The sequence below is a fragment of the Ignatzschineria cameli genome (assembly GCF_003121895.1).
Lineage (GTDB): Bacteria > Pseudomonadota > Gammaproteobacteria > Cardiobacteriales > Wohlfahrtiimonadaceae > Ignatzschineria > Ignatzschineria cameli.
The window spans coordinates 23,293-41,868 of record NZ_QEWW01000002.1; the positions used below are offsets into that span (position 1 = coordinate 23,293).

Sequence of the window (18,576 nt, forward strand, 5' to 3'; positions counted from 1 at the left end):
GTTATTTCTCCTCTTGTTTATTAGATTTGAACATTTCCAACATTCGATCGGTGACATAGTAGCCACCTACCGCATTGATCGCACCAAAGACAACCGCGATAAAGGCGAGTGATGTTTGGAAGAAACCATCCGCATGGCCAAGTGCAATCATGGCCCCGACAAGAATAATTCCGTGAATAAAGTTGGAGCCAGACATCAATGGGGTATGTAAAATTGCAGGAACCCGAGAGATGACTTCAAATCCTAAAATAGCGGAAAGCACCACAATATAGAGCGCTGCAAATCCTGTTATCATAAAAATCTCCTTGAGCAATTAAGCTGAAATAAGGCTGCTAATACGATCAGAGATAATCTTACCCTCATGGGTAATGAGAGAATCTTTGATCACTTCATCTTCTAGATTGAGACTAAATCCATCTTCAGTAATAAAGGGTGCGATCAGATTATAGATATTTTGTGAGAACATCTCTGATGCATGAATCGCAACAGTTGAAGGTAGGTTGCGTGGTCCTGTAATAATCACTTCTCCTACCTTAATGGTTTCGCCCACTTTGGTTAATTCACAGTTACCGCCCGTCTCTGCAGCCATATCAACAATGACGGCTCCGGGAAGCATCGATTCCACCATCTCTTTCGTCACGATAATAGGTGCTCTTTTCCCCGGGATAGCGGCAGTAGTAATTACGACATGTGCTTCTTTAACATGTTTTGCAAGAGCTGCTGCTTGTTGTGCGCGTTCCTCTTCGGTTAACTCACGAGCATAGCCCCCTTCGCCAGCGGCATTAACTCCTGTATCGACCAATTTAGCGCCGAGAGACTCTACCTGCTCTTTTGCATCAGGGCGAATATCGTAAGCTTCAACCTGAGCTCCTAACCTTCTTGCAGTTGCAATTGCTTGTAGACCGGCGACGCCTGCGCCAATTACCAAGACTTTAGCTGGGCGAATGGTGCCGGCAGCGGTGGTGAGCATAGGGAAGAATCGCGGTGAAAGATCCGCACCGATGAGGACACTTTGATAGCCTGAAATAGTGGCTTGAGAGGAGAGTACATCCATACTTTGCGCACGAGTGATACGTGGGATAAATTCAAGAGCTAATGCATCAACACCCTGTTTTGCAAGAAGCTCTACAAGAGAGAGATTGCGGTAGGGATCAAGGAGGGAAATTGAGAGAGAGCCCGCCTTAAATTTCTGAGTCAAGGTCTTTGTTGGGGCATTGATCGAGAGAATAATCGCCTTCTCATCAAAGGTAGGTGACTCTACAACTGCGCCTGCCTGCTCATAAGCATTATTGCTAAAGTAGGCATTGATGCCGGCATCAGGTGTCACGATAACCTTAAAGCCCGCCTTGACGAGGCGCTCACAATTTTTAGGGTCGAGTGCTACACGCTTTTCGAGTGAACCTGACTCTTTGAGGAGAATGATGGTTTTAATCATTTTTTAACTGCTCCCTTCATGTTTATTTCATGCATATGAAACATATGTATATGAACACATCTATATGAGTTGAATACATGTATATAGAATGTATATGGAATGTATATAGAATAGTGATGTCTAAAAGAACATGTCATTTTTTTATAGTAACATGAGTTTCGGTAAAGATCATTGTATCGACAGCAGGAAAGAGAGGTTATTTTCGCTATCTAACTGAGATAGAGGCTATCTCTTGTCATCGATGCTGTTTTTGTCTATTTTTCACTTTCTTTTGGTGCCGATAATTTAGGATTTGCTATACTGTTTCCCTTAAAATGAGAGATCTTAGAATAAATTCTTGGATAAAGGGTTACCTGTGACCAATAACGATCAATTGAAAAAACCTGCTCCAAAAGAGAGTAAGAAGCCACGATTTATCTTCTTTAAACGCCTCATCAGCTACAAATACTTTATACGCCTAGCAAAGAGAATTATCCCGTGGGCATTTCTCTTAAGTGCGCTATTTGCAGCGGTAGGACTCTATTATGGATTATTTGATTCTCCCCGAGATTATCAGCAGGGAGATACCGTTCGGATCATGTATATCCATGTGCCGGCAGCTATTCTCTCATCAGGGCTCTATATGTTTATTGCCTTTATGAGCGTGATGTATCTTATCTTCCGAATTAAACTCTTCCCCGTTATTGCTCGGGCGACGGCAGTTTTAGGTGCTGTCTATACCTTGATCACGCTAGTGACGGGCGCAATTTGGGGAGCACCGACTTGGGGAACCTGGTGGGTTTGGGATGTGCGATTGACCTCGGTCTTGATTCTCTTTTTCCTCTATCTAGGTTATATCGGGCTCGATAGCGCTTTTGAAGATCGTGAAAAGGCGAATATGGGGATCTCGATTTTAGCGGTGATCGGTGTTGTGATTGTGCCGATTATTAAAGCTTCGGTCTATCTCTTTGCAACACTGCATCAGAAGAGCACCCTCTTTGCTTCAGGCGGACCGAGTTTAGATCCTGCAATGTTTAAACCGTTAATGTTGATGTTGATCGCTTATCTACTTTTTACGGTCGGTTATATTTTATTAAAGAGTACTCATCTGATCTATAAAGAGCAGTTATTGCAGGCGTATACCCGGCAGTGATGATACATTGTAGGGAATATCGTACGAAAGGAATATCGATCTTGAGGGGATGGTCGGGACAACTTAAAAATGAAGTAGAATTAAATTAAAAGTTGGGGTTATAAATAAATGGCTGAGTTTTTAAGTCTATTTGATATGGGCAAACATACAGTATATGTATGGAGTTGCTATGCTTTTGTCACAATTTGTCTATTAGGGCTCATTGTCTCATTGATGGCAGAAGGGCGAAATTTAAAACGAGCAATGAAAGCGGAGGGATTAGAGTAATGGGTCAGCAGCTTAATAGAAGGAAGCAGGGGAGCATCATGTCTCCGAGGCAGAAACAGCGTCTCTATGTGGTCATTGCAGTAATTATTGCTGCATTCTTAATTATCGGTTTTGCAATGTTTGCATCACGCGATAATCTCAATCTCTACTATTCACCAGAGCAGGTTCACAATGGTGAAGCACCTTTAGAGAAGACAATTCGTGTCGGAGGCTTAGTTGTGCCGGGATCGCTCCATAAAGGTGCCGATACCTTAGCAGTTGAGTTTGCGCTTGTAGATGGCTCATCAGAACAGATTATTGTCGCTTATGATGGGATTTTGCCAGATCTTTTCCGTGAAGGGCAGGGGATCATTGCAAAAGGGGTTCTTGTTGAAGGGAATCAGTTTGTGGCCGATGAAATTTTAGCAAAGCATGATGAAGAGTATATGCCACCTGAGGTTGCAGCTACTTTAGAGTCACAAGGTCATCGATTTAAAGAGAAAGATATCTAATTGAGAGAGATCGAGTATTAAGAGAGGTTGAGTGAATGGTACTCACGTTAGCGGTACTGATAAAAAAAGCGCCGTCACTGAAAGTCGGTCGTGATACAGATGATTAGTTTGATGATCTCTTTGATGACCGATTTAACTCAACACTCCATTAGAATCAAAAGCTCTATCGCTTTATAGCTCTATAGAATTAATAAGTAAGGATTAATAAAAACTATGCTTCCGTTGGGTCAGCTCGCGCTCTATATTGCGCTCGGTGTTTCTATAGCACTCTTTATCTTACCGCTCGTCGGTATCAAATTTCGTAATCCACAATTGATGTATAGCGCAAGGCCATTAACCATATGGCTTTTTGTGCTTGTTGCCTTCTCTTTTGTCTATTTAGGGCACCTCTTTTGGGTGAGTGATTTTAGCTTCTCCTACGTCTTTCAAAACTCGAATACAAAATTGCCGGGGATCTATAAAATCACCGCGATTTGGGGTGGACATGAAGGCTCGATGTTGCTCTGGGTCTTAACTTTAACACTCTGGATGTTAGCGGTTGTCTTCTACACTCGGAAGATGCCTTTAGAGCTCTCATCAGCAACATTGGCTGTCTTAGGGGGGATTACCGTTGGTTTTATCGCCTTTTTAATCTTCACCTCAGATCCCTTTGCACGAAACTTAACGCTCGATCTCTATGATGGGCGAGATCTTAATCCTCTGCTCCAAGATGTCGGCTTAATTATTCACCCGCCACTTCTCTATATGGGATATGTCGGTTTTGCTGTTCCTTATGCCTTTATGTGTGCCATTTTGCTCACTGGCCATATTGATCGGCTCTCAGTGAGATGGGTTCGTCCTTGGGCTTTAGCGGCGTGGGGATTTTTAACATTAGGAATCACGGTGGGAAGCTGGTGGGCCTACTATGAGCTAGGTTGGGGCGGCTGGTGGTTCTGGGATCCAGTTGAAAATGCTTCATTGATCCCTTGGATTTTAGGTGCAGCGCTCCTTCACTCCTTAGCTGCGACTGAAAAGCGTAAAGCATTTACTCTCTGGACAGTGATTATTGCAATCTTAACTTTCTGTTTAAGTGTGTTAGGAACCTTCCTTGTTCGTTCTGGAGTGTTAACTTCAGTTCACTCCTTTGCAGCGGATCCTTCTAGAGGGCAATTTATCCTCTTCCTTTTAGCAATTATCACTCTCTTTGCCTTCCTATTATTGCTCTTTAGATCTTATAAGATTCGTCAAGAGTCACATCTTAGCTTGGTATCGAAAGAGTCAGGAATTCTCTTTAATAATATCTTCCTCTCAGTGGCCTGCTTTGTTGTTGTTTTAGGAACGCTCTATCCGCTGATTGTTGATATCTTACAGATTGGGAAGATCTCAGTCGGTGAGGGGTATTTCAATGAGTATCTTGTTCCGATCTCACTTCTTTTACTAGTTGTTTTAGGCTTTACCCCGCTTCTTCGCTTTAAGCAAGATTCTTTCTCGCGCATTAAAAAGCCTTTGAGCATTATGGCGCTTCTCGCTCTTATTTTTGGAGTGGGCAGTAGTTATCTCTATGCCGGACAATTTGATCCTCTAGTTGTTATTAGCCTTATCTTAAGTTACTGGGTCTTCTTTGGAATTCTCTTTGAGATTAAGCTCAATGGTCGCAAGAATGATAATTTCTTCCAAGCATTAAAAGCGCAATCGCTCTCTCGTTGGGGGATGAATCTGGGTCACTTAGGGCTTATTGTGACAATTGTAGGGATTACCCTCACCTCCCATTATAGTGATGAGCAGGATCGTTTAGTTCGAGTCGGTGAGACTGTTCAGGTAAGAGAGTATGGATTTGAACTGCTAGAGTTAGAAGAGGTTCGAGGTTCTAACTATATCGGAACAAAAGGGGTTATTCAGGTTTATCAAAATGGTAAACCGCTACGGATGATGTATCCAGAGAAGAGAACTTATACCGTTAGTGGAATGCCGATTAGTGAAGTTGCATTGCGTCCCTCACTTCTCGATGATCTCTATGTAGCAATGGCTGAAGAACGTGCTGAGAATGCATGGGCGATTCGACTCTATGTAAAACCTTTTGTTCGCTGGATCTGGCTGGGTGGTATCATTATCTCGATCGCAGCACTTCTTTCGATGCTAGATCGACGCTATCGCATTGGACGAAAGCAGCTTCAATCGACAGATAATATAGAATTAGTTCAATAGGAGGGATCGATGTTAAGAGCAATTATTGCCGGTATTGTCGTTGTTGTGGTGGGCTTTTTAACGTTTCTCTTTATGAGTTTAGAGAATGATGCAAGCTACCTCCCTTCGGCATTGAAGGGAAAGCCACTTCCTGCATTTAGTGCTTATGAGGTAGCCGCACCAGGGGCGCAAGCGCGAATTTTGACTGATGAAGATATTCAAGGTCCTGCGCTTCTCAATATCTGGGCAACTTGGTGTCCAACATGTGAGGCAGAGCATGAAGCACTCAAGGAGATTGGTGCAACAGGTGTACCGATCTATGGTATCGATTATAAAGATGATCCACAATTAGCTTATCAATGGTTGCGAGATTTAGGTAACCCTTATCTCTTCACGATTGCTGATGAGAGTGGCAAAATCGGCCTTAATCTGGGCGTCTATGGCGCACCGGAGACCTACTTTTTAGATGCAGATAATGTGATTGTCTATCGCCATGTGGGCGAGATGACAGTTGACCTATGGAATAATGAGCTCAAAGCGATCTATGAATCGAGCTTTAAAGAGCATCATGGTGATCAGGCTCAAACAGATCAGACGAAGGGAGATCAGTAGTGAGATATCTATTTTCAATCATCACATTGGTTCTACTGCTTACATCAGGAGCGAGTTTTGCTTCAGTTAATCTCTATGAGTTTAATAATCCTGTCGATGAGCGCCGCTTTCAGAGTCTAACTCGTGAATTACGCTGTCCGAAGTGTCAAAATCAGAATATTGCTGATTCAGATGCTCCTCTTGCGCAAGATATGCGTGATTTAACCTATGACATGATTATCGATGGTCAGGCCGATGCGCAGATTATTAACTTTATGGTTGAGCGTTATGGTGACTTTGTGATGTATAACCCTCCGGTTAAACCGGTAACGTGGTTGCTCTGGTTTAGCCCTTTTGTCCTGCTGCTACTGATTTTAGTATTAGTCTTTTTCGCAAAGCGCCGTAAACCGGCTGTGATAGCAGAGACGGCAACACCAGAGTTAACAGCAGAAGATCAGGCACGATTAGACGAAATATTGACGAGAAAAGATAACTAACATGACGGCACTAGGTATAACATACACACTCCTTTTCATCCTGATCTCGCTCCTCTTTATTGGCTTTGCTCTATGGGGCAAGAGTGCAGGAAAGTATTCACGGCTTAAAGAGGTTTATCGGGATAAATATATCGATGAAACAGAGACACTCGATGATGATTTAGCCCGTGGGAAGATCGATAAAGAGAGCTATGAAGCAACAAAAATTGAGCTTGCAAAGGATCTTTTGGCTGTTGCTCATAAAGATCGCCCCTTAACTCCGGCACTCAAGGGGATCACCTTTCTTTTTAGTGGGGCGATTATCAGTTTTTCGGCGCTCTACTTCTGGGTTGACGGCTATTCTGATGATGCTAAGAATCTCGATACACAACGAGCGGCAGCATTACCTTATGTAAAAGAGTGGTTAGCTGCGACAACAATTGAAGATCTCCAGCGAGAGAGCAATTTGATGGATCTTAATCCCCCTGAGCCGTTACAGCAGAATCTATTAGGAACATTAGCGGCACTCAACTTAATGAGTTCACGCGATCATCATACCGATCCTAAAGAGCTCAATCTTTTAGGGAAGATCTATCTCAATATGGATCAGTTAGGATTAGCTGAGAAGAGTTATCTCGATCTATATCGTCTCGATCCATCGAATGACAATACTTACTACACGCTTCTCAATATTCAATTAGCGAAGAATAATTATCAACTCGATAATCGTTTAGAAGCGCTCTTTGATCAATTTGTCTTAAATAATGCGACCAATGAGAGCCTTCTGCTCTACTACGGTACTGTTCTCTTTGAGAACCAGAAGGTAGATAAAGCGATGCATTTCTTCTCGATCTTAGCGGATCTCTACCCTGAAGATTCAGAGAATCGCCAGGTTATCTTAGCTATGATTGAGACATTAACCGGAAGTGGTGCGAATCTCCCTCCGGCAGCTGCTAACGCGGTAACACTTCCTGTAACAATTACGCTTTCAGAGGCAGTGGTGAATGATCTTCCAGATGAAGCCGTTCTCTTTATCTATCTTCGAGATCAGCCGGTAGGACCACCTTTAGCGGCGAAGCGAATTCCGATTGCAGCGATCGAATCATTCCCATTGACGATAACAATAGGGGATCAAGATCTCTTAATACCGGGAGCCGCATCATTAGCGACAAAGTATGATTTAAGCGCATCTGCAAAGATTAGCCTCAATGGGGATCCGATCACCTCTGCAGGTGATATTGAGTCGACCGCTGTGGCAGTGCCTGATCTTAATCAGGGAATCAATCTTCTTTTAGACCATATTGTGGAGTAGATCTATGGTAGCGCCCTTTCTATTAGAGGTGGAAGCTCTCAGTGTCACACGAAACTATCGACCGATCTTTCAACCCTTCTCGTTCAGTTTAACAAATGGGGAGTCTCTCTATATCAAAGGGCGCAATGGTGCTGGTAAAACCACCTCGTTACGTGTGATTGCCGGTATTAGCCAGCGTTATCAGGGGGATATCTATCTCGATCAAATTGAGCGGCGAGAGTTGCTTCATCACTATTCGAAAGAGATCTCCTACATCGGTCATCAGTTGAGTCTTAATCTTGATTTAACGGCGATAGAGAATTTAACATTTCTCTTAAAGTTACGAGGAAAACGTATTGCCCGAGAGAAGATTTTAGAGGTCTTTGCACTTTTAGGCTTGCCAATGGAGGAGCGACCAATTCGTTACTTTTCGGCGGGTCAGAAACGGCGTGTTGCGTTAGCACGACTCTGGCTTGAAGAGAGTGCAATCTGGATCTTAGATGAGCCTTTTACCGCCCTCGATATCGATTCAATTGCGTTATTAGAGGAGAAGATGAAATCCCATTATCAGTGTGGCGGGGGAATTATCTTCACTTCCCATCAAGCACCAGCAGAAGATGTGGTCTCTAAAACATTAGTGATCGAGAGGTATCAAGCCCATGCTTAGTGTCGTCATCGATATTATTATGCGAGATATCCGGGTTGCGATGCGTAATCGCTCGGAGATCTTTATGCCGCTTATCTTCTTTTTAATTATTATCTCCCTCTTTCCATTAGGGTTAGGCTTGGAGAATCAAAAATTACTAAAAACTGCCGCGCCGGCGATTCTCTGGATTGCGGCATTGCTATCCACTATTCTTGTCCTTGATCGAATCTTTAAAAATGATTTTGATGATGGCTCGCTTGAGCAGATGGCGATCAGTGGTGCCCCTCTCTATAGTATTATCCTTGGAAAAATCATTGCTCACTGGCTAGTGACAGGGCTTCCCTTGGTGATTTTCTCCCCTATTTTAGCGGTAATGTTGGGCTTTACCTTAGCAGAGTCCATGATGGTAGCGCTGATTCTCTTGGTAGGAACACCACTTTTAAGCTTTGTGGGGGCGATGTGTGTTGCTCTGTTAGTTGGTCTGCGCCAAGCAGGTCTTCTGCTGAGTATTATTATTTTGCCGCTCTATGTCCCCATTTTATTGGTGGGTGTGCAGCTAATTTCACGGCTCCAAGAAGGGCATTCTCTCAATAGTTTGATGTTGATTCTGATCGGCGCAGATCTAGCAGCTCTAATTATCACTCCGATAGTGACTGCTTTTGCGATTAAGATGAGCTTAGATTAGATTTGCCCTGTTCGATCTGTGGAGCCTGAGTAGATTTGTACTCTTCGCATGCTTTCTTAGAGAGTTGGGAATCACTATCGAGGTGATTGCCGGGCTAGCGCTATAAATGCCTCCATATAATCAACTTTTTGATCAGTGATTCTTGAGCCTAAAAAGATCTGTTTGGCAATTCCCTTTTCTCCTAATCGTATTGGGGTGATCGGTAAGCGATCCTGATACTCTTCAATTAACCAACGAGGAAGTGCAGCAACACCACGGCCACTTGCCACCATCTGTAACATAATATCGGTTGTTTCGATTGTTTTATGACGCCTAGGCGTAATACCTGCGGGTAAGAGAAATTGATTATAGATATCGAGCCGGCCAATATCGACAGGATAGCTAATTAAGGTCTCTTCAATTAGATCTTTCGGCGTTGCAAAGGAGACCTTAGCTAAGGAGTGATCTTCTGCCACCACTAACACTTGCTCATAAGCGAAGACGGGATCAAATTGTAAGTTAGGCTTATAGAGAGGATCAGGCGTTACCAGGAGATCGATCTCATAGCCGAGTAGGGCGCCAATTCCGCCAAATTGAAACTTCTGTTTAACATCCACATCCACATCGGGCCAGGCATTGAGGTAGGGAGCGATTACCTTGAGAAGCCATTGATAGCAAGGATGGCACTCCATACCGATCCGCAGTGCGCCCCGTTCCCCTTGCGCAAATTGTTGTAGCCGCTCTTCAGCAAGCGCTAACTGTGGTAAAACCCGATGGGCGATAGAGAGAAGATAAGCGCCTGATTGAGTCAACTCCAGATGTCGTCCCTCCCGGCGCCAGATTTCAATGCCTAATCGTTGCTCTAATTTTCGAATACTATGGCTAAGTGCTGATTGTGAAAGATGAAGGGCTTTTGCCGCTGCCGTTAATGAGCCCTGCTTTTCAACCTGCTGCACAATGGTAAGGTGAATTCGTTCTAACATCGTTTTAAGTAATCTCTTCTTAAGTGTTGGCTGATTCTGATTTTCAGAAGCTTAAGGGTGAATCTTGTCATGAGTTACATGATGAATCTAACTTTAAGATTCTCCACAATTAATCCCTCTATTGAACTTAGAAGTTAAATCACGCAATTAAATCTTGTAATTGAATCACGCAATTGAATTATGAGTAAAATTCATCGATTATTGAAATATGATCATTTTACTTCATTTATTGATCTTTCTACAATGATTCTCAGTTACTGATGCCGCCCGAGAGACAATCGATCTCGCTAACCCTTTAAAAATGATAATAGCAAAGAGGGTTCTACCAAGCGCATCAACCTCCCACTTATCCCCGATATAAACCATTTACTGCTATTGAGAGTCAGGAGAAATCATGTCACAAGCATTTACCTTTAATATTAGACGAATCAACTTTGATGAGCATTATGAGCCATCGAATGATACTCGTTTAACGACAAACTTTGCCAATTTAGCGCGCGGTGAGAGTCGCCAAGAGAATCTGCGTAATACCTTGAATATGATCAATAACCGCTTCAATAGCTTAGCAAATTGGGATAATCCTAAGGGAGATCGCTATACGGTTGAGGTGGAGATTATCTCTGTCGATATCGATATTAAGGGAGATGGAAGACAATTTCCGATGATTGAGATCTTGCAGACCATAATAATCGATCATAAGACAGGTAAGCGAATTGAAGGGATTGTGGGGAATAACTTCTCCTCCTATGTGCGAGATTATGATTTTAGCGTTCTTTTATTAAATCATAATCGAGATCGTGCGGAGTTCTCTCTTCCTGATCAATTTGGCGAATTGCATGGCAAGCTTTTCCAATACTTTTTACAGTCTGATCTCTATCGACAAAACTTTAGTAAAGCGCCGGTGATCTGTCTAAGTGTTGCCGGGAGCAGAACCTACACTCGTACTGATAATGAGCATCCTATTTTAGGGGTGGAGTATCAGCAGGGTGAGCGCTCTTTAACGGACCAATATTTCGCTAAAATGGGGTTAGAGGTCCGCTACTTTATGCCTAAAGGGAGTGTTGCGCCTTTAGCTTTCTACTTCTCGGGAGATCTTTTGAATGATTATAGTAATCTTGAGTTGATTGGCACTATCAGTACGATGGAGACTTTTCAAAAGATCTATCGCCCGGAGATCTATAACGGAAATGCACCGGCAAGTGCAATCTATCAGCCGAGCTTAAATAATCAAGATTTCTCATCAACACAGATAATTTATGATCGTGAGGAGCGTAATCGTCTTGCTGTAGAGCAAGGGCTCTTTACTGAAGCGGATTTTATCAAGCCTTATCAGCAGATTTTAGAGGATTGGGCAGAGAAGGTTGAGTTATTGTAACTCCGATAAATAGAAAAAAGAGAAGAGATGATTATTAAGAATCATCATAAAGTGCGACAACAATCACAACAAGAACGATAACAAAGATTAAATAGGGATAATTGAAATGAAAAAATTGCTACCAACCTCAACTGCCGGCAGTCTACCTAAACCCTCTTGGATTGCAGAGCCAGAGAAGCTCTGGTCACCTTGGAAATTAGAGGGGGAAGCTTTGCAGCAAGCTAAGCGAGATGCGCTTTTACTCTCTTTAATAGAGCAGGAAGCTGCCGGTATCGATATCGTCAGCGATGGCGAACAGACGCGGCAACACTTTGTCACCACTTTTATTGAACATCTGACCGGCGTCGATTTTGAAAAGCGGGAGACTGTCCGCATTCGTGATCGTTATGATGCCAGTGTTCCAACTGTTTTTGATGCGGTATCGCGAGAGCGTCCTGTGTTTGTAGAGGATGCTAAATTTTTGCGAAAACATACAAAAAAGCCGATCAAATGGGCATTGCCAGGGCCGATGACTATGATCGATACCCTCTATGATGATTACTATAAGAGCCGTGAGAAGCTCGCTTGGGAGTTTGCTAAAATTCTTAATCAAGAAGCAAAAGAGCTAGAGGCGGCCGGAGTTGATATCATCCAATTTGATGAGCCGGCATTTAATGTCTTCTTTGATGAAGTGAACGATTGGGGCATTGCTACTTTAGAGCGGGCGATTGAGGGCTTGAAGTGTGAGACCGCAGTCCATATCTGTTATGGTTATGGTATTAAAGCCAATACAGATTGGAAGAAGACGCTCGGCTCAGAGTGGCGTCAATATGAGGAGTCTTTTCCTAAACTACAGCAATCGAAGATCGATATTATCTCGCTTGAGTGTCAAAACTCCCATGTGCCAATGGATCTTATTGAGCTTATTCGTGGGAAGAAGGTGATGGTCGGCGCAATTGATGTAGCGACGAATCAGATTGAAACGGCAGAGGAGGTCGCAGAGACCTTAAGAAGAGCATTACAGTTTGTTGATGCTGATAAGCTCTATCCTAGTACAAACTGTGGCATGACCCCGTTATCTCGCACTGTGGCTAACGGTAAATTACGAGCATTGAGTGCCGGTGCAGAGATTGTTCGTCAAGAGTTGACTCAATAGCGATCTCTGAAAAACTTAAAATAACTCAGAAGAGGAGTGGAGAGAGTATGAAAACTCTTTCGCTCCTCTTTATTTTTAAGTTGGAAAAATATTGACAACATTGTTGTCAAGACTTACTATTTAGCCTACCGTTTTAATTCTTTCTAAAAGAGAGATCATGACTACAAATCACCATTTTGAACAGAAACAGCTCTTTGTTTCGATGTTCCAAGAGATATTTACCCTTTTGTCAAAGCTGCATCGGATTAGTGAAGATCTATTAACGGAGGCAGAGAGTGATATTACTCACTCTTGCTGGACAATTTTATCTATTATCCATTGTGAACCGGAACCATTAACGGTTCCACAAATTGCACAGCTTCGTTCCACATCCCGGCAAGCAGTTCAGCGACAGATCTCATTATTATTAGAAAATGGCTATATTGAAGCTATCGACAATCCCCATAATAAGCGCTCTCCCCTCTATCAGGTTACAGTTGAAGGGGCGGCTTATTATCAAAACTTAAGAACTAAGGTTTATGGTCAATGGTTAGCAGATGTTGCTAACATTGTCGGGGTAGAGCAAGCAGAGCAATTTTTGGCCTCTATTAGGGTATTAGATGAGGCGTTAAATATCGTCAGTTTAAAGCGAAGAGAGCAAGAAACAAAAATTGAGTAATAGAGAAGAAGCCTAGCTCGATAGGACAGATTATTACTTCTTAAACTATTAATTTGGCATAGATGAGAGATAAGATGAGAAAGCGAAATCATTTTAAATATATTCGAAATATTGCAGGAAGTATCGGACTTGCTCTATTGGTAGCAGCCTGCTCCGAGGAGCATCAATCCGCTCCGATGATGATGGTGCCGCAAGCGGTTGTCCAAGAGGTTGAGCGTAAAAATATCACCGTAGAGACAGAGCTTCCCGGTAGAACTGAGGCCTCAGTTATTGCTGAGGTTCGCCCACAGGTTGGGGGGATTATTCTTTCGGTTAACTTTACTGAGGGGAGCTTTGTGAATGAAGGGGATCAACTCTATCAGATCGATCCGGCAACCTATAAGGCGAGCCTCCTTCAAGCGGAAGCAACTTTAGAGCGGGCGAAGGCGAATCAGAATGCGGCGCGTCTAAGAGCGGATCGTTTAAATGCCTTAAAGAAATCGAAAGCCGTCAGTCAGCAGGATGTCGATGATGCAAATGCGGCATTGATGCAGGCAAATGCTGAGGTTTTAGGGGCAGAAGCACAAGTGACAAATGCGAAAATCAATCTTGATTATACACAGATGGAAGCCCCCATCTCAGGTCAAATTGGGCGGACGAACTTTACCCAAGGGGCATTAGTCTCACCGGGACAGATCAATGAGATGGCGGTGATTCAGGTTCTCAATCCGATGAAGGTCAATATCACCTACTCCTCTGCTGAGTATGCCGCTGTGCGTAAGAAGATTATGAGCGGTGTCTATACGCCGACAAAAGTGGAAAATCTTGAGACCGGTGAGTGGGAAGATGGCCATCTTGTTCGAATCTATCTTGAAGATGGTTCACTCTACGATAAAGTAGGATATATCAAGTTTTCTGACTTAACTGTTGATCCGACAACGGGATCGATCTTCCTTCAAGCGCAATTTGAAAATGATGGCAGTCTCCTTCCGGGGATGTTTGTTCGTACTGTTGTCCAGCAAGGGATTGAAGAGGGAGCGTTAGTCGTCTCTCAAAAGGCAGTGACACAAGGCCCAGGGGGCGTTAGTACAGTGGTTGTGATTGATGAGGAGAATATTGCTCATATTCGCCCGGTAGAGATCTCACGTTCGTATGAGCAAGATTGGGTGATTGCTAAAGGGCTCAATGAAGGTGAGCGTGTTGTTGTGAAAGGCTTACAATCGGTGCAATCAGCTATTCAGCGAAGTGGTGGACAACCGGTAAAAGTTGAGGTTATTCCTGATGATAATACGCTGCAGTAAACTCTTATCGATTAGTTTAATGCGTGTTTATTAAATGATCATCACACAATAAAGGATTAAATAATTGTTATGGCACGATTTTTTATAGACCGACCCATATTTGCATGGGTTCTTGCGATCTTAACGATGTTTATCGGCCTCTTAGTGGTACGAAACATGGCTGTATCGCAATATCCTCCTATTGCCCCACCGCAGATTAGTATCTCCGGGGTCTATCCAGGAGCGAGTGCACAGACGGTTGAAGAGAGTGTTACTCAAGTTATTGAGCAGAGCATTAGTGGTTTAGATGGTTATCGCTATATGAACTCGGCAAGCTCAAGTTCAGGGACATTCCAAATTACTGTGACATTCAACCAAGGCGTTGATCCAGATCTTGCCCAAGTACAGGTGCAAAATAAGATTCAACAATCATTGAGTAAATTACCCCAAGCGGTACAACAACAGGGGGTGACCATTGCTAAAACAAGTGGCTCTTTCCTTTTAGTTGTCGGCTTCTACTCACCTGATGGCACAATGTCATCGGGGGATATTGGCGACTATATCTCTTCGACACTTGAAGATCAGATGAGTCGAATTGAAGGGGTGGGTGAGATTCAGTTCTTCGGTTCTAGTTATGCGATGAATATCTGGCTCGATCCGATCAAACTCTATAAGTACAATATGACCCCGACAGATGTTGTCGCTGCGATTAAAGAGCAGAACTCACAAGCAACATTAGGTGCTTTAGGAGCGATGCCGGCAGTACAGGATCAATTGATCAGCTATACGGTCACCTCACAATCTCTTCTACAGAGTCCTGAGGAGTTTAAAGCTATTCAGCTACGGGTTAATGAAGATGGTAGTGAGGTTCTTCTCTCCGATGTGGCGCGTGTGGAGCTCTCTCCAGAATCGGAAGCGGTGGCGGTCAAGTATAATAACTCGCCGGCAGCCGGTTTGGCGGTTAGTCTTGCGTCAGGTGCTAATGCGCTTGATACGGCAACATCGGTGAAAAAGTATTTAGAGAAGATCTCTGTCGATTTCCCTTCAGGATTAGCTTACACCTTCCCTTACGATACAACACCTTTCGTTGAGTATTCGGTAGCAAGTGTTGAAGAGACGCTGATCGATGCGATTATTCTTGTTTTTGTGGTTGTCTTCTTCTTCCTTAAAAATATTCGTGCAACCATTATTCCGATGTTGGCGATCCCCTACGTTTTAGCGGGGACAATGTTAATTCTCGATCTTTTAGGGTTTAACCTCAATACATTAACGCTCTTTGCGTTAGTATTGGCGATCGGTCTGCTTGTGGATGATGCGATCGTTGTTGTTGAGAATGTGGAGCGTATTATGGAGGAGGAGAAGGTCTCCCCTCTCGAAGCGACTCGTCGTTCTATGGATCAGATTACAGGTGCCTTGATCGGGATCGGGGTTGTTCTCTCGGCGGTATTTGTGCCGATGGCCTTCTTAGGCGGGGCAACGGGGGTTATCTATCGACAATTTTCCGTCACAATTATTACGGCGATGCTTCTCTCTGTAATTGTTGCGATTATCTTTACACCGGCAATGTGTGCCACCTTATTACGTGATCATAAAGAGCATCATGTTCCTAAAACAGCGCTCGGTCGCTTTTTCCAGAAAATTTTTGCTCCCTTCAATCATGTTATAGGATTGGCGGTTAAATATTTCAATATCGGCTTTGATAAGGTGAGTGATACCTATACTAAAACGATTGCGAAAGTATTGAAGCATCCGATTATCTTTGTTGTTCTTCTTATTGTTGGGTTAGGAGCAATTGGATATCAATTTATGAAGTTGCCAAAGAGCTTCTTGCCTGATGAGGATCAGGGGATCTTAATTGGTATGACGATCAATCCTAATGGTACCTCGCTCAATCAGACAGAGATTCCTCTTGAAGTGATTGCAGATTACCTGATCAAAGAGGAGCAGCAGACGGTAGAGTCAGTTATGACCGTCGCTGGATTTAGCTTCTCAGGGCAAGGTAGTGAACAGGGGATGTTCTTCGTGAAGTTGCGTCCTTGGGCTGATCGTGAATCTGCTTCTGAATCGATTCCAGCATTAGTGGATCGCCTTCAGAAATTCTTCACCACTATTCCAGAAGCGCAGATCTTTGTCTTCAGTCCGCCGCCGATTATTGAGTTAGGAACGGCCACCGGAGTTAGCTTCCAGCTTCAAGATACAATCGGATTAGGGCATGATACTTTAATGAACTCGGTAATGAAGTTTATCGGTTTAGCGGCCACTTCACCGGATCTTGATATCGCGACTTTACGTCCCGGTGGGCAATTTGATACGGCGCAATATCATGTTGATATTGATCGTGAGAAGGCCCAAGCATTGCAGGTATCGGTTGGTGATATCAATACAGCGCTCTCTATCGCATGGGGGGGGATGTATGTTAATGACTTTATCGATCGTGGCCGTGTTAAGCATGTTCAAGTGAAAGCGGATGCGCCTTATCGCATGATGCCGGATGATTTCAATCGCTGGTATGTTCGAAATGCGAAGGGTGAGATGGTGCCATTTAGTGCATTTGCGAAAGGTCGCTGGTCTTATGGTCCTCCTCAGCTCAACCGTTTTGATGGATTTGCCTCTTTCCCTTTATCGATTAGTGCAGCATCAGGCAAGAGTACCGGGGAAGCGATGGATGCGATTGAAGCTTTGGTGAGAGAACATCTCCCTCAAGGGATCAATGTAGCGTGGACCGATACCTCTTATGAAGAGCAGGAGGCAGGGAACTCTCAAGTGATGTTGCTCTTGGTTTCTGTCTTTGTCATCTTCTTAAGCTTGGCGGCGCTCTATGAGTCATGGAAGGTTCCAATCTCGGTGCTATTAACAATTCCGGTCGGTGTAGTTGGCTCGGTAGTGACAGCAAGACTCTTTGGGATTGAGAATGATGTCTATTTCCAAGTAGGGTTATTAACAACAATCGGGTTGACCTCTAAGAATGCGATTTTGATTGTTGAGTTCGCGCGTGATCTTGTTCGGGAAGGGATGTCAACGATCGATGCTACAATTCGAGCCTCTCAAGAACGACTTCGTCCAATTGTAATGACTTCACTGGCCTTTGGTTTTGGTGTTATGCCATTAGCGCTCTCAACAGGTGCCGGCGCCGGGGCGCAGAATGTTGTTGGTCGAATTGTTGTTGGGGGAATGATTGGGGGAACACTCTTAGTTCTTCTCTATACGCCGGTCTTCTATATTCTTCTCAATCGTGATAAGAAGAAGCGTGATGAGGCAGGTGATAAATCGCTCGATCAGCCGCTCGATCAACCAAAAGTAGCAGATACATCTGCGCAGTAGGGAGAAGTTAGTCACTGAAAGCAATGATTAAAAGGCTAGAGGATCGATTGATCTTCTAGCCTTTTTTATTGATTTGACGGAGAAGTAGACAATAAAAAAGAGAGCCATTATCTGTATGGCTCCCTCTCTTTTAGTCGTTTCTATTTAATGATTTATCGATTCTTAATCGATCTTGCGATAAGCAATCGCTTCAATTTCAACTAATGCACCCATTGGTAAAGCACCCACTTCAAAGCAGGAGCGTGCTGGAGCATTTTCAGTGCCGAAAAATTCGGTATAAACTTCATTAAAATCGGCAAAGTCGTTGATATCATCAAGATAGCAGGTCACTTTTAAGACGGTGCTGAAATCGGCATCGGCGGCTTCTAAGATCGCCTTGAGGTTTTGAAGCGCTTGTGCTGCTTGCTCTTTGATTCCTCCCTCCGGAAATTTCATCGTCTCAGGATTTAGTGGAAGCTGTCCTGATGTGAATACTAAATTTTCAAAGACATTCCCTTGTGAATAAGGACCAACTGCCGCTGGGGCATGAGCTGTGCTAATAATTTTCTTCATACTGTTCAATTTTATAAACTTCTATAGATATAACTGGAAAATTCCGATAAAGGAGTATGATGGTATCAGTTTTAAGCGTAACATCATAATATTTTACCTCCTCTGTCGGCATGATTTAGGTTGTTAGAAGATGGGAT

18 protein-coding genes are annotated in these 18,576 nt (G+C 43.5%); 14 read left to right on the forward strand and 4 right to left on the reverse strand.

The features are described 5' to 3' along the window. Window position 1 precedes the first annotated feature (1 nt). Window positions 2–295, reverse strand: coding sequence for an NAD(P) transhydrogenase subunit alpha part 2 (locus DC077_RS03145; protein ID WP_094566589.1), 294 nt, complete (start codon window positions 293–295; stop codon window positions 2–4). 18 nt (window positions 296–313) lie between these two features. Continuing rightward, window positions 314–1,435, reverse strand: coding sequence for an NAD(P) transhydrogenase subunit alpha (locus DC077_RS03150; RefSeq protein WP_109200941.1), 1,122 nt, complete (start codon window positions 1,433–1,435; stop codon window positions 314–316). 355 nt (window positions 1,436–1,790) lie between these two features. Between DC077_RS03150 and ccmC the strand changes: the two genes are divergently transcribed. The 9 genes from ccmC (at window position 1,791) to ccmB (ending at window position 9,177) form a co-directional block, all read left to right on the forward strand. After that, the gene (ccmC, locus tag DC077_RS03155) at window positions 1,791–2,567 is read left to right on the forward strand and encodes a heme ABC transporter permease CcmC (RefSeq protein ID WP_239990285.1); all 777 of its coding nucleotides are present in this window, start codon (window positions 1,791–1,793) and stop codon (window positions 2,565–2,567) included. Between the two features lie 108 nt (window positions 2,568–2,675). Beyond that, the gene (gene ccmD / locus DC077_RS03160; RefSeq protein WP_109200940.1) at window positions 2,676–2,834 is read left to right on the forward strand and encodes a heme exporter protein CcmD; all 159 of its coding nucleotides are present in this window, start codon (window positions 2,676–2,678) and stop codon (window positions 2,832–2,834) included. A gap of 38 nt (window positions 2,835–2,872) precedes the next feature. Then, window positions 2,873–3,325 (forward strand): cytochrome c maturation protein CcmE, encoded by a 453-nt coding sequence (gene ccmE, locus DC077_RS03165; RefSeq protein ID WP_109200939.1) that lies wholly within the window; start codon window positions 2,873–2,875, stop codon window positions 3,323–3,325. 213 nt (window positions 3,326–3,538) lie between these two features. Then, window positions 3,539–5,509 carry a heme lyase CcmF/NrfE family subunit gene (locus tag DC077_RS03170; RefSeq protein WP_109200938.1) on the forward strand — a complete coding sequence of 657 codons (1,971 nt, stop codon included), beginning with the start codon at window positions 3,539–3,541 and terminating at the stop codon, window positions 5,507–5,509. A 9-nt stretch (window positions 5,510–5,518) separates the two neighbouring features. Then, the gene (locus tag DC077_RS03175; RefSeq protein WP_109200937.1) at window positions 5,519–6,100 is read left to right on the forward strand and encodes a DsbE family thiol:disulfide interchange protein; all 582 of its coding nucleotides are present in this window, start codon (window positions 5,519–5,521) and stop codon (window positions 6,098–6,100) included. Beyond that, window positions 6,100–6,576: a cytochrome c-type biogenesis protein gene (locus DC077_RS03180; RefSeq protein WP_239990287.1), complete on the forward strand. Its 477-nt coding sequence runs from the start codon at window positions 6,100–6,102 to the stop codon at window positions 6,574–6,576. The genes DC077_RS03175 and DC077_RS03180 overlap by 1 nt, the downstream gene beginning before the upstream one ends. A 1-nt stretch (window position 6,577) precedes the next feature. After that, the gene (gene ccmI, locus DC077_RS03185) at window positions 6,578–7,867 is read left to right on the forward strand and encodes a c-type cytochrome biogenesis protein CcmI (protein WP_109200936.1); all 1,290 of its coding nucleotides are present in this window, start codon (window positions 6,578–6,580) and stop codon (window positions 7,865–7,867) included. Window positions 7,868–7,871: 4 nt separating this feature from the next. Further along, complete coding sequence (gene ccmA, locus DC077_RS03190) at window positions 7,872–8,513, forward strand: cytochrome c biogenesis heme-transporting ATPase CcmA (RefSeq protein WP_109200935.1); 642 nt, start codon at window positions 7,872–7,874, stop codon at window positions 8,511–8,513. Then, window positions 8,506–9,177 carry a heme exporter protein CcmB gene (ccmB, locus tag DC077_RS03195; RefSeq protein ID WP_109200934.1) on the forward strand — a complete coding sequence of 224 codons (672 nt, stop codon included), beginning with the start codon at window positions 8,506–8,508 and terminating at the stop codon, window positions 9,175–9,177. Before ccmA ends, ccmB begins: the two co-directional genes overlap by 8 nt. A 74-nt stretch (window positions 9,178–9,251) precedes the next feature. Here the strand turns inward: ccmB and DC077_RS03200 are convergent, their stop codons facing one another. Beyond that, window positions 9,252–10,139: a LysR family transcriptional regulator gene (locus DC077_RS03200; RefSeq protein WP_109200933.1), complete on the reverse strand. Its 888-nt coding sequence runs from the start codon at window positions 10,137–10,139 to the stop codon at window positions 9,252–9,254. 394 nt (window positions 10,140–10,533) lie between these two features. On the opposite strand from DC077_RS03200, the gene DC077_RS03205 reads away from it, so the two are divergent. The 5 genes from DC077_RS03205 to DC077_RS03225 all read left to right on the forward strand — a co-directional run bounded on the left by DC077_RS03205 (window position 10,534) and on the right by DC077_RS03225 (window position 17,887). After that, window positions 10,534–11,514, forward strand: a complete 981-nt coding sequence (locus DC077_RS03205; protein WP_109200932.1) for a DUF1852 domain-containing protein — start codon at window positions 10,534–10,536, stop codon at window positions 11,512–11,514. A 106-nt stretch (window positions 11,515–11,620) separates the two neighbouring features. Beyond that, on the forward strand, window positions 11,621–12,649 hold the full coding sequence (locus tag DC077_RS03210; RefSeq protein WP_109200931.1) for a methionine synthase: 1,029 nt from the start codon (window positions 11,621–11,623) through the stop codon (window positions 12,647–12,649). A gap of 157 nt (window positions 12,650–12,806) precedes the next feature. Continuing rightward, the gene (locus tag DC077_RS03215; protein ID WP_109200930.1) at window positions 12,807–13,307 is read left to right on the forward strand and encodes a MarR family winged helix-turn-helix transcriptional regulator; all 501 of its coding nucleotides are present in this window, start codon (window positions 12,807–12,809) and stop codon (window positions 13,305–13,307) included. A 74-nt stretch (window positions 13,308–13,381) separates the two neighbouring features. Continuing rightward, window positions 13,382–14,587, forward strand: a complete 1,206-nt coding sequence (locus DC077_RS03220; RefSeq protein WP_109200929.1) for an efflux RND transporter periplasmic adaptor subunit — start codon at window positions 13,382–13,384, stop codon at window positions 14,585–14,587. Window positions 14,588–14,656: 69 nt separating this feature from the next. Further along, window positions 14,657–17,887, forward strand: coding sequence for an efflux RND transporter permease subunit (locus DC077_RS03225; RefSeq protein ID WP_109200928.1), 3,231 nt, complete (start codon window positions 14,657–14,659; stop codon window positions 17,885–17,887). Window positions 17,888–18,049: 162 nt separating this feature from the next. On the opposite strand, the gene DC077_RS03230 is transcribed toward DC077_RS03225, so the two are convergent. After that, window positions 18,050–18,439 carry a RidA family protein gene (locus tag DC077_RS03230; protein WP_094566605.1) on the reverse strand — a complete coding sequence of 130 codons (390 nt, stop codon included), beginning with the start codon at window positions 18,437–18,439 and terminating at the stop codon, window positions 18,050–18,052. Between the last annotated feature and the right edge of the window lie 137 nt (window positions 18,440–18,576).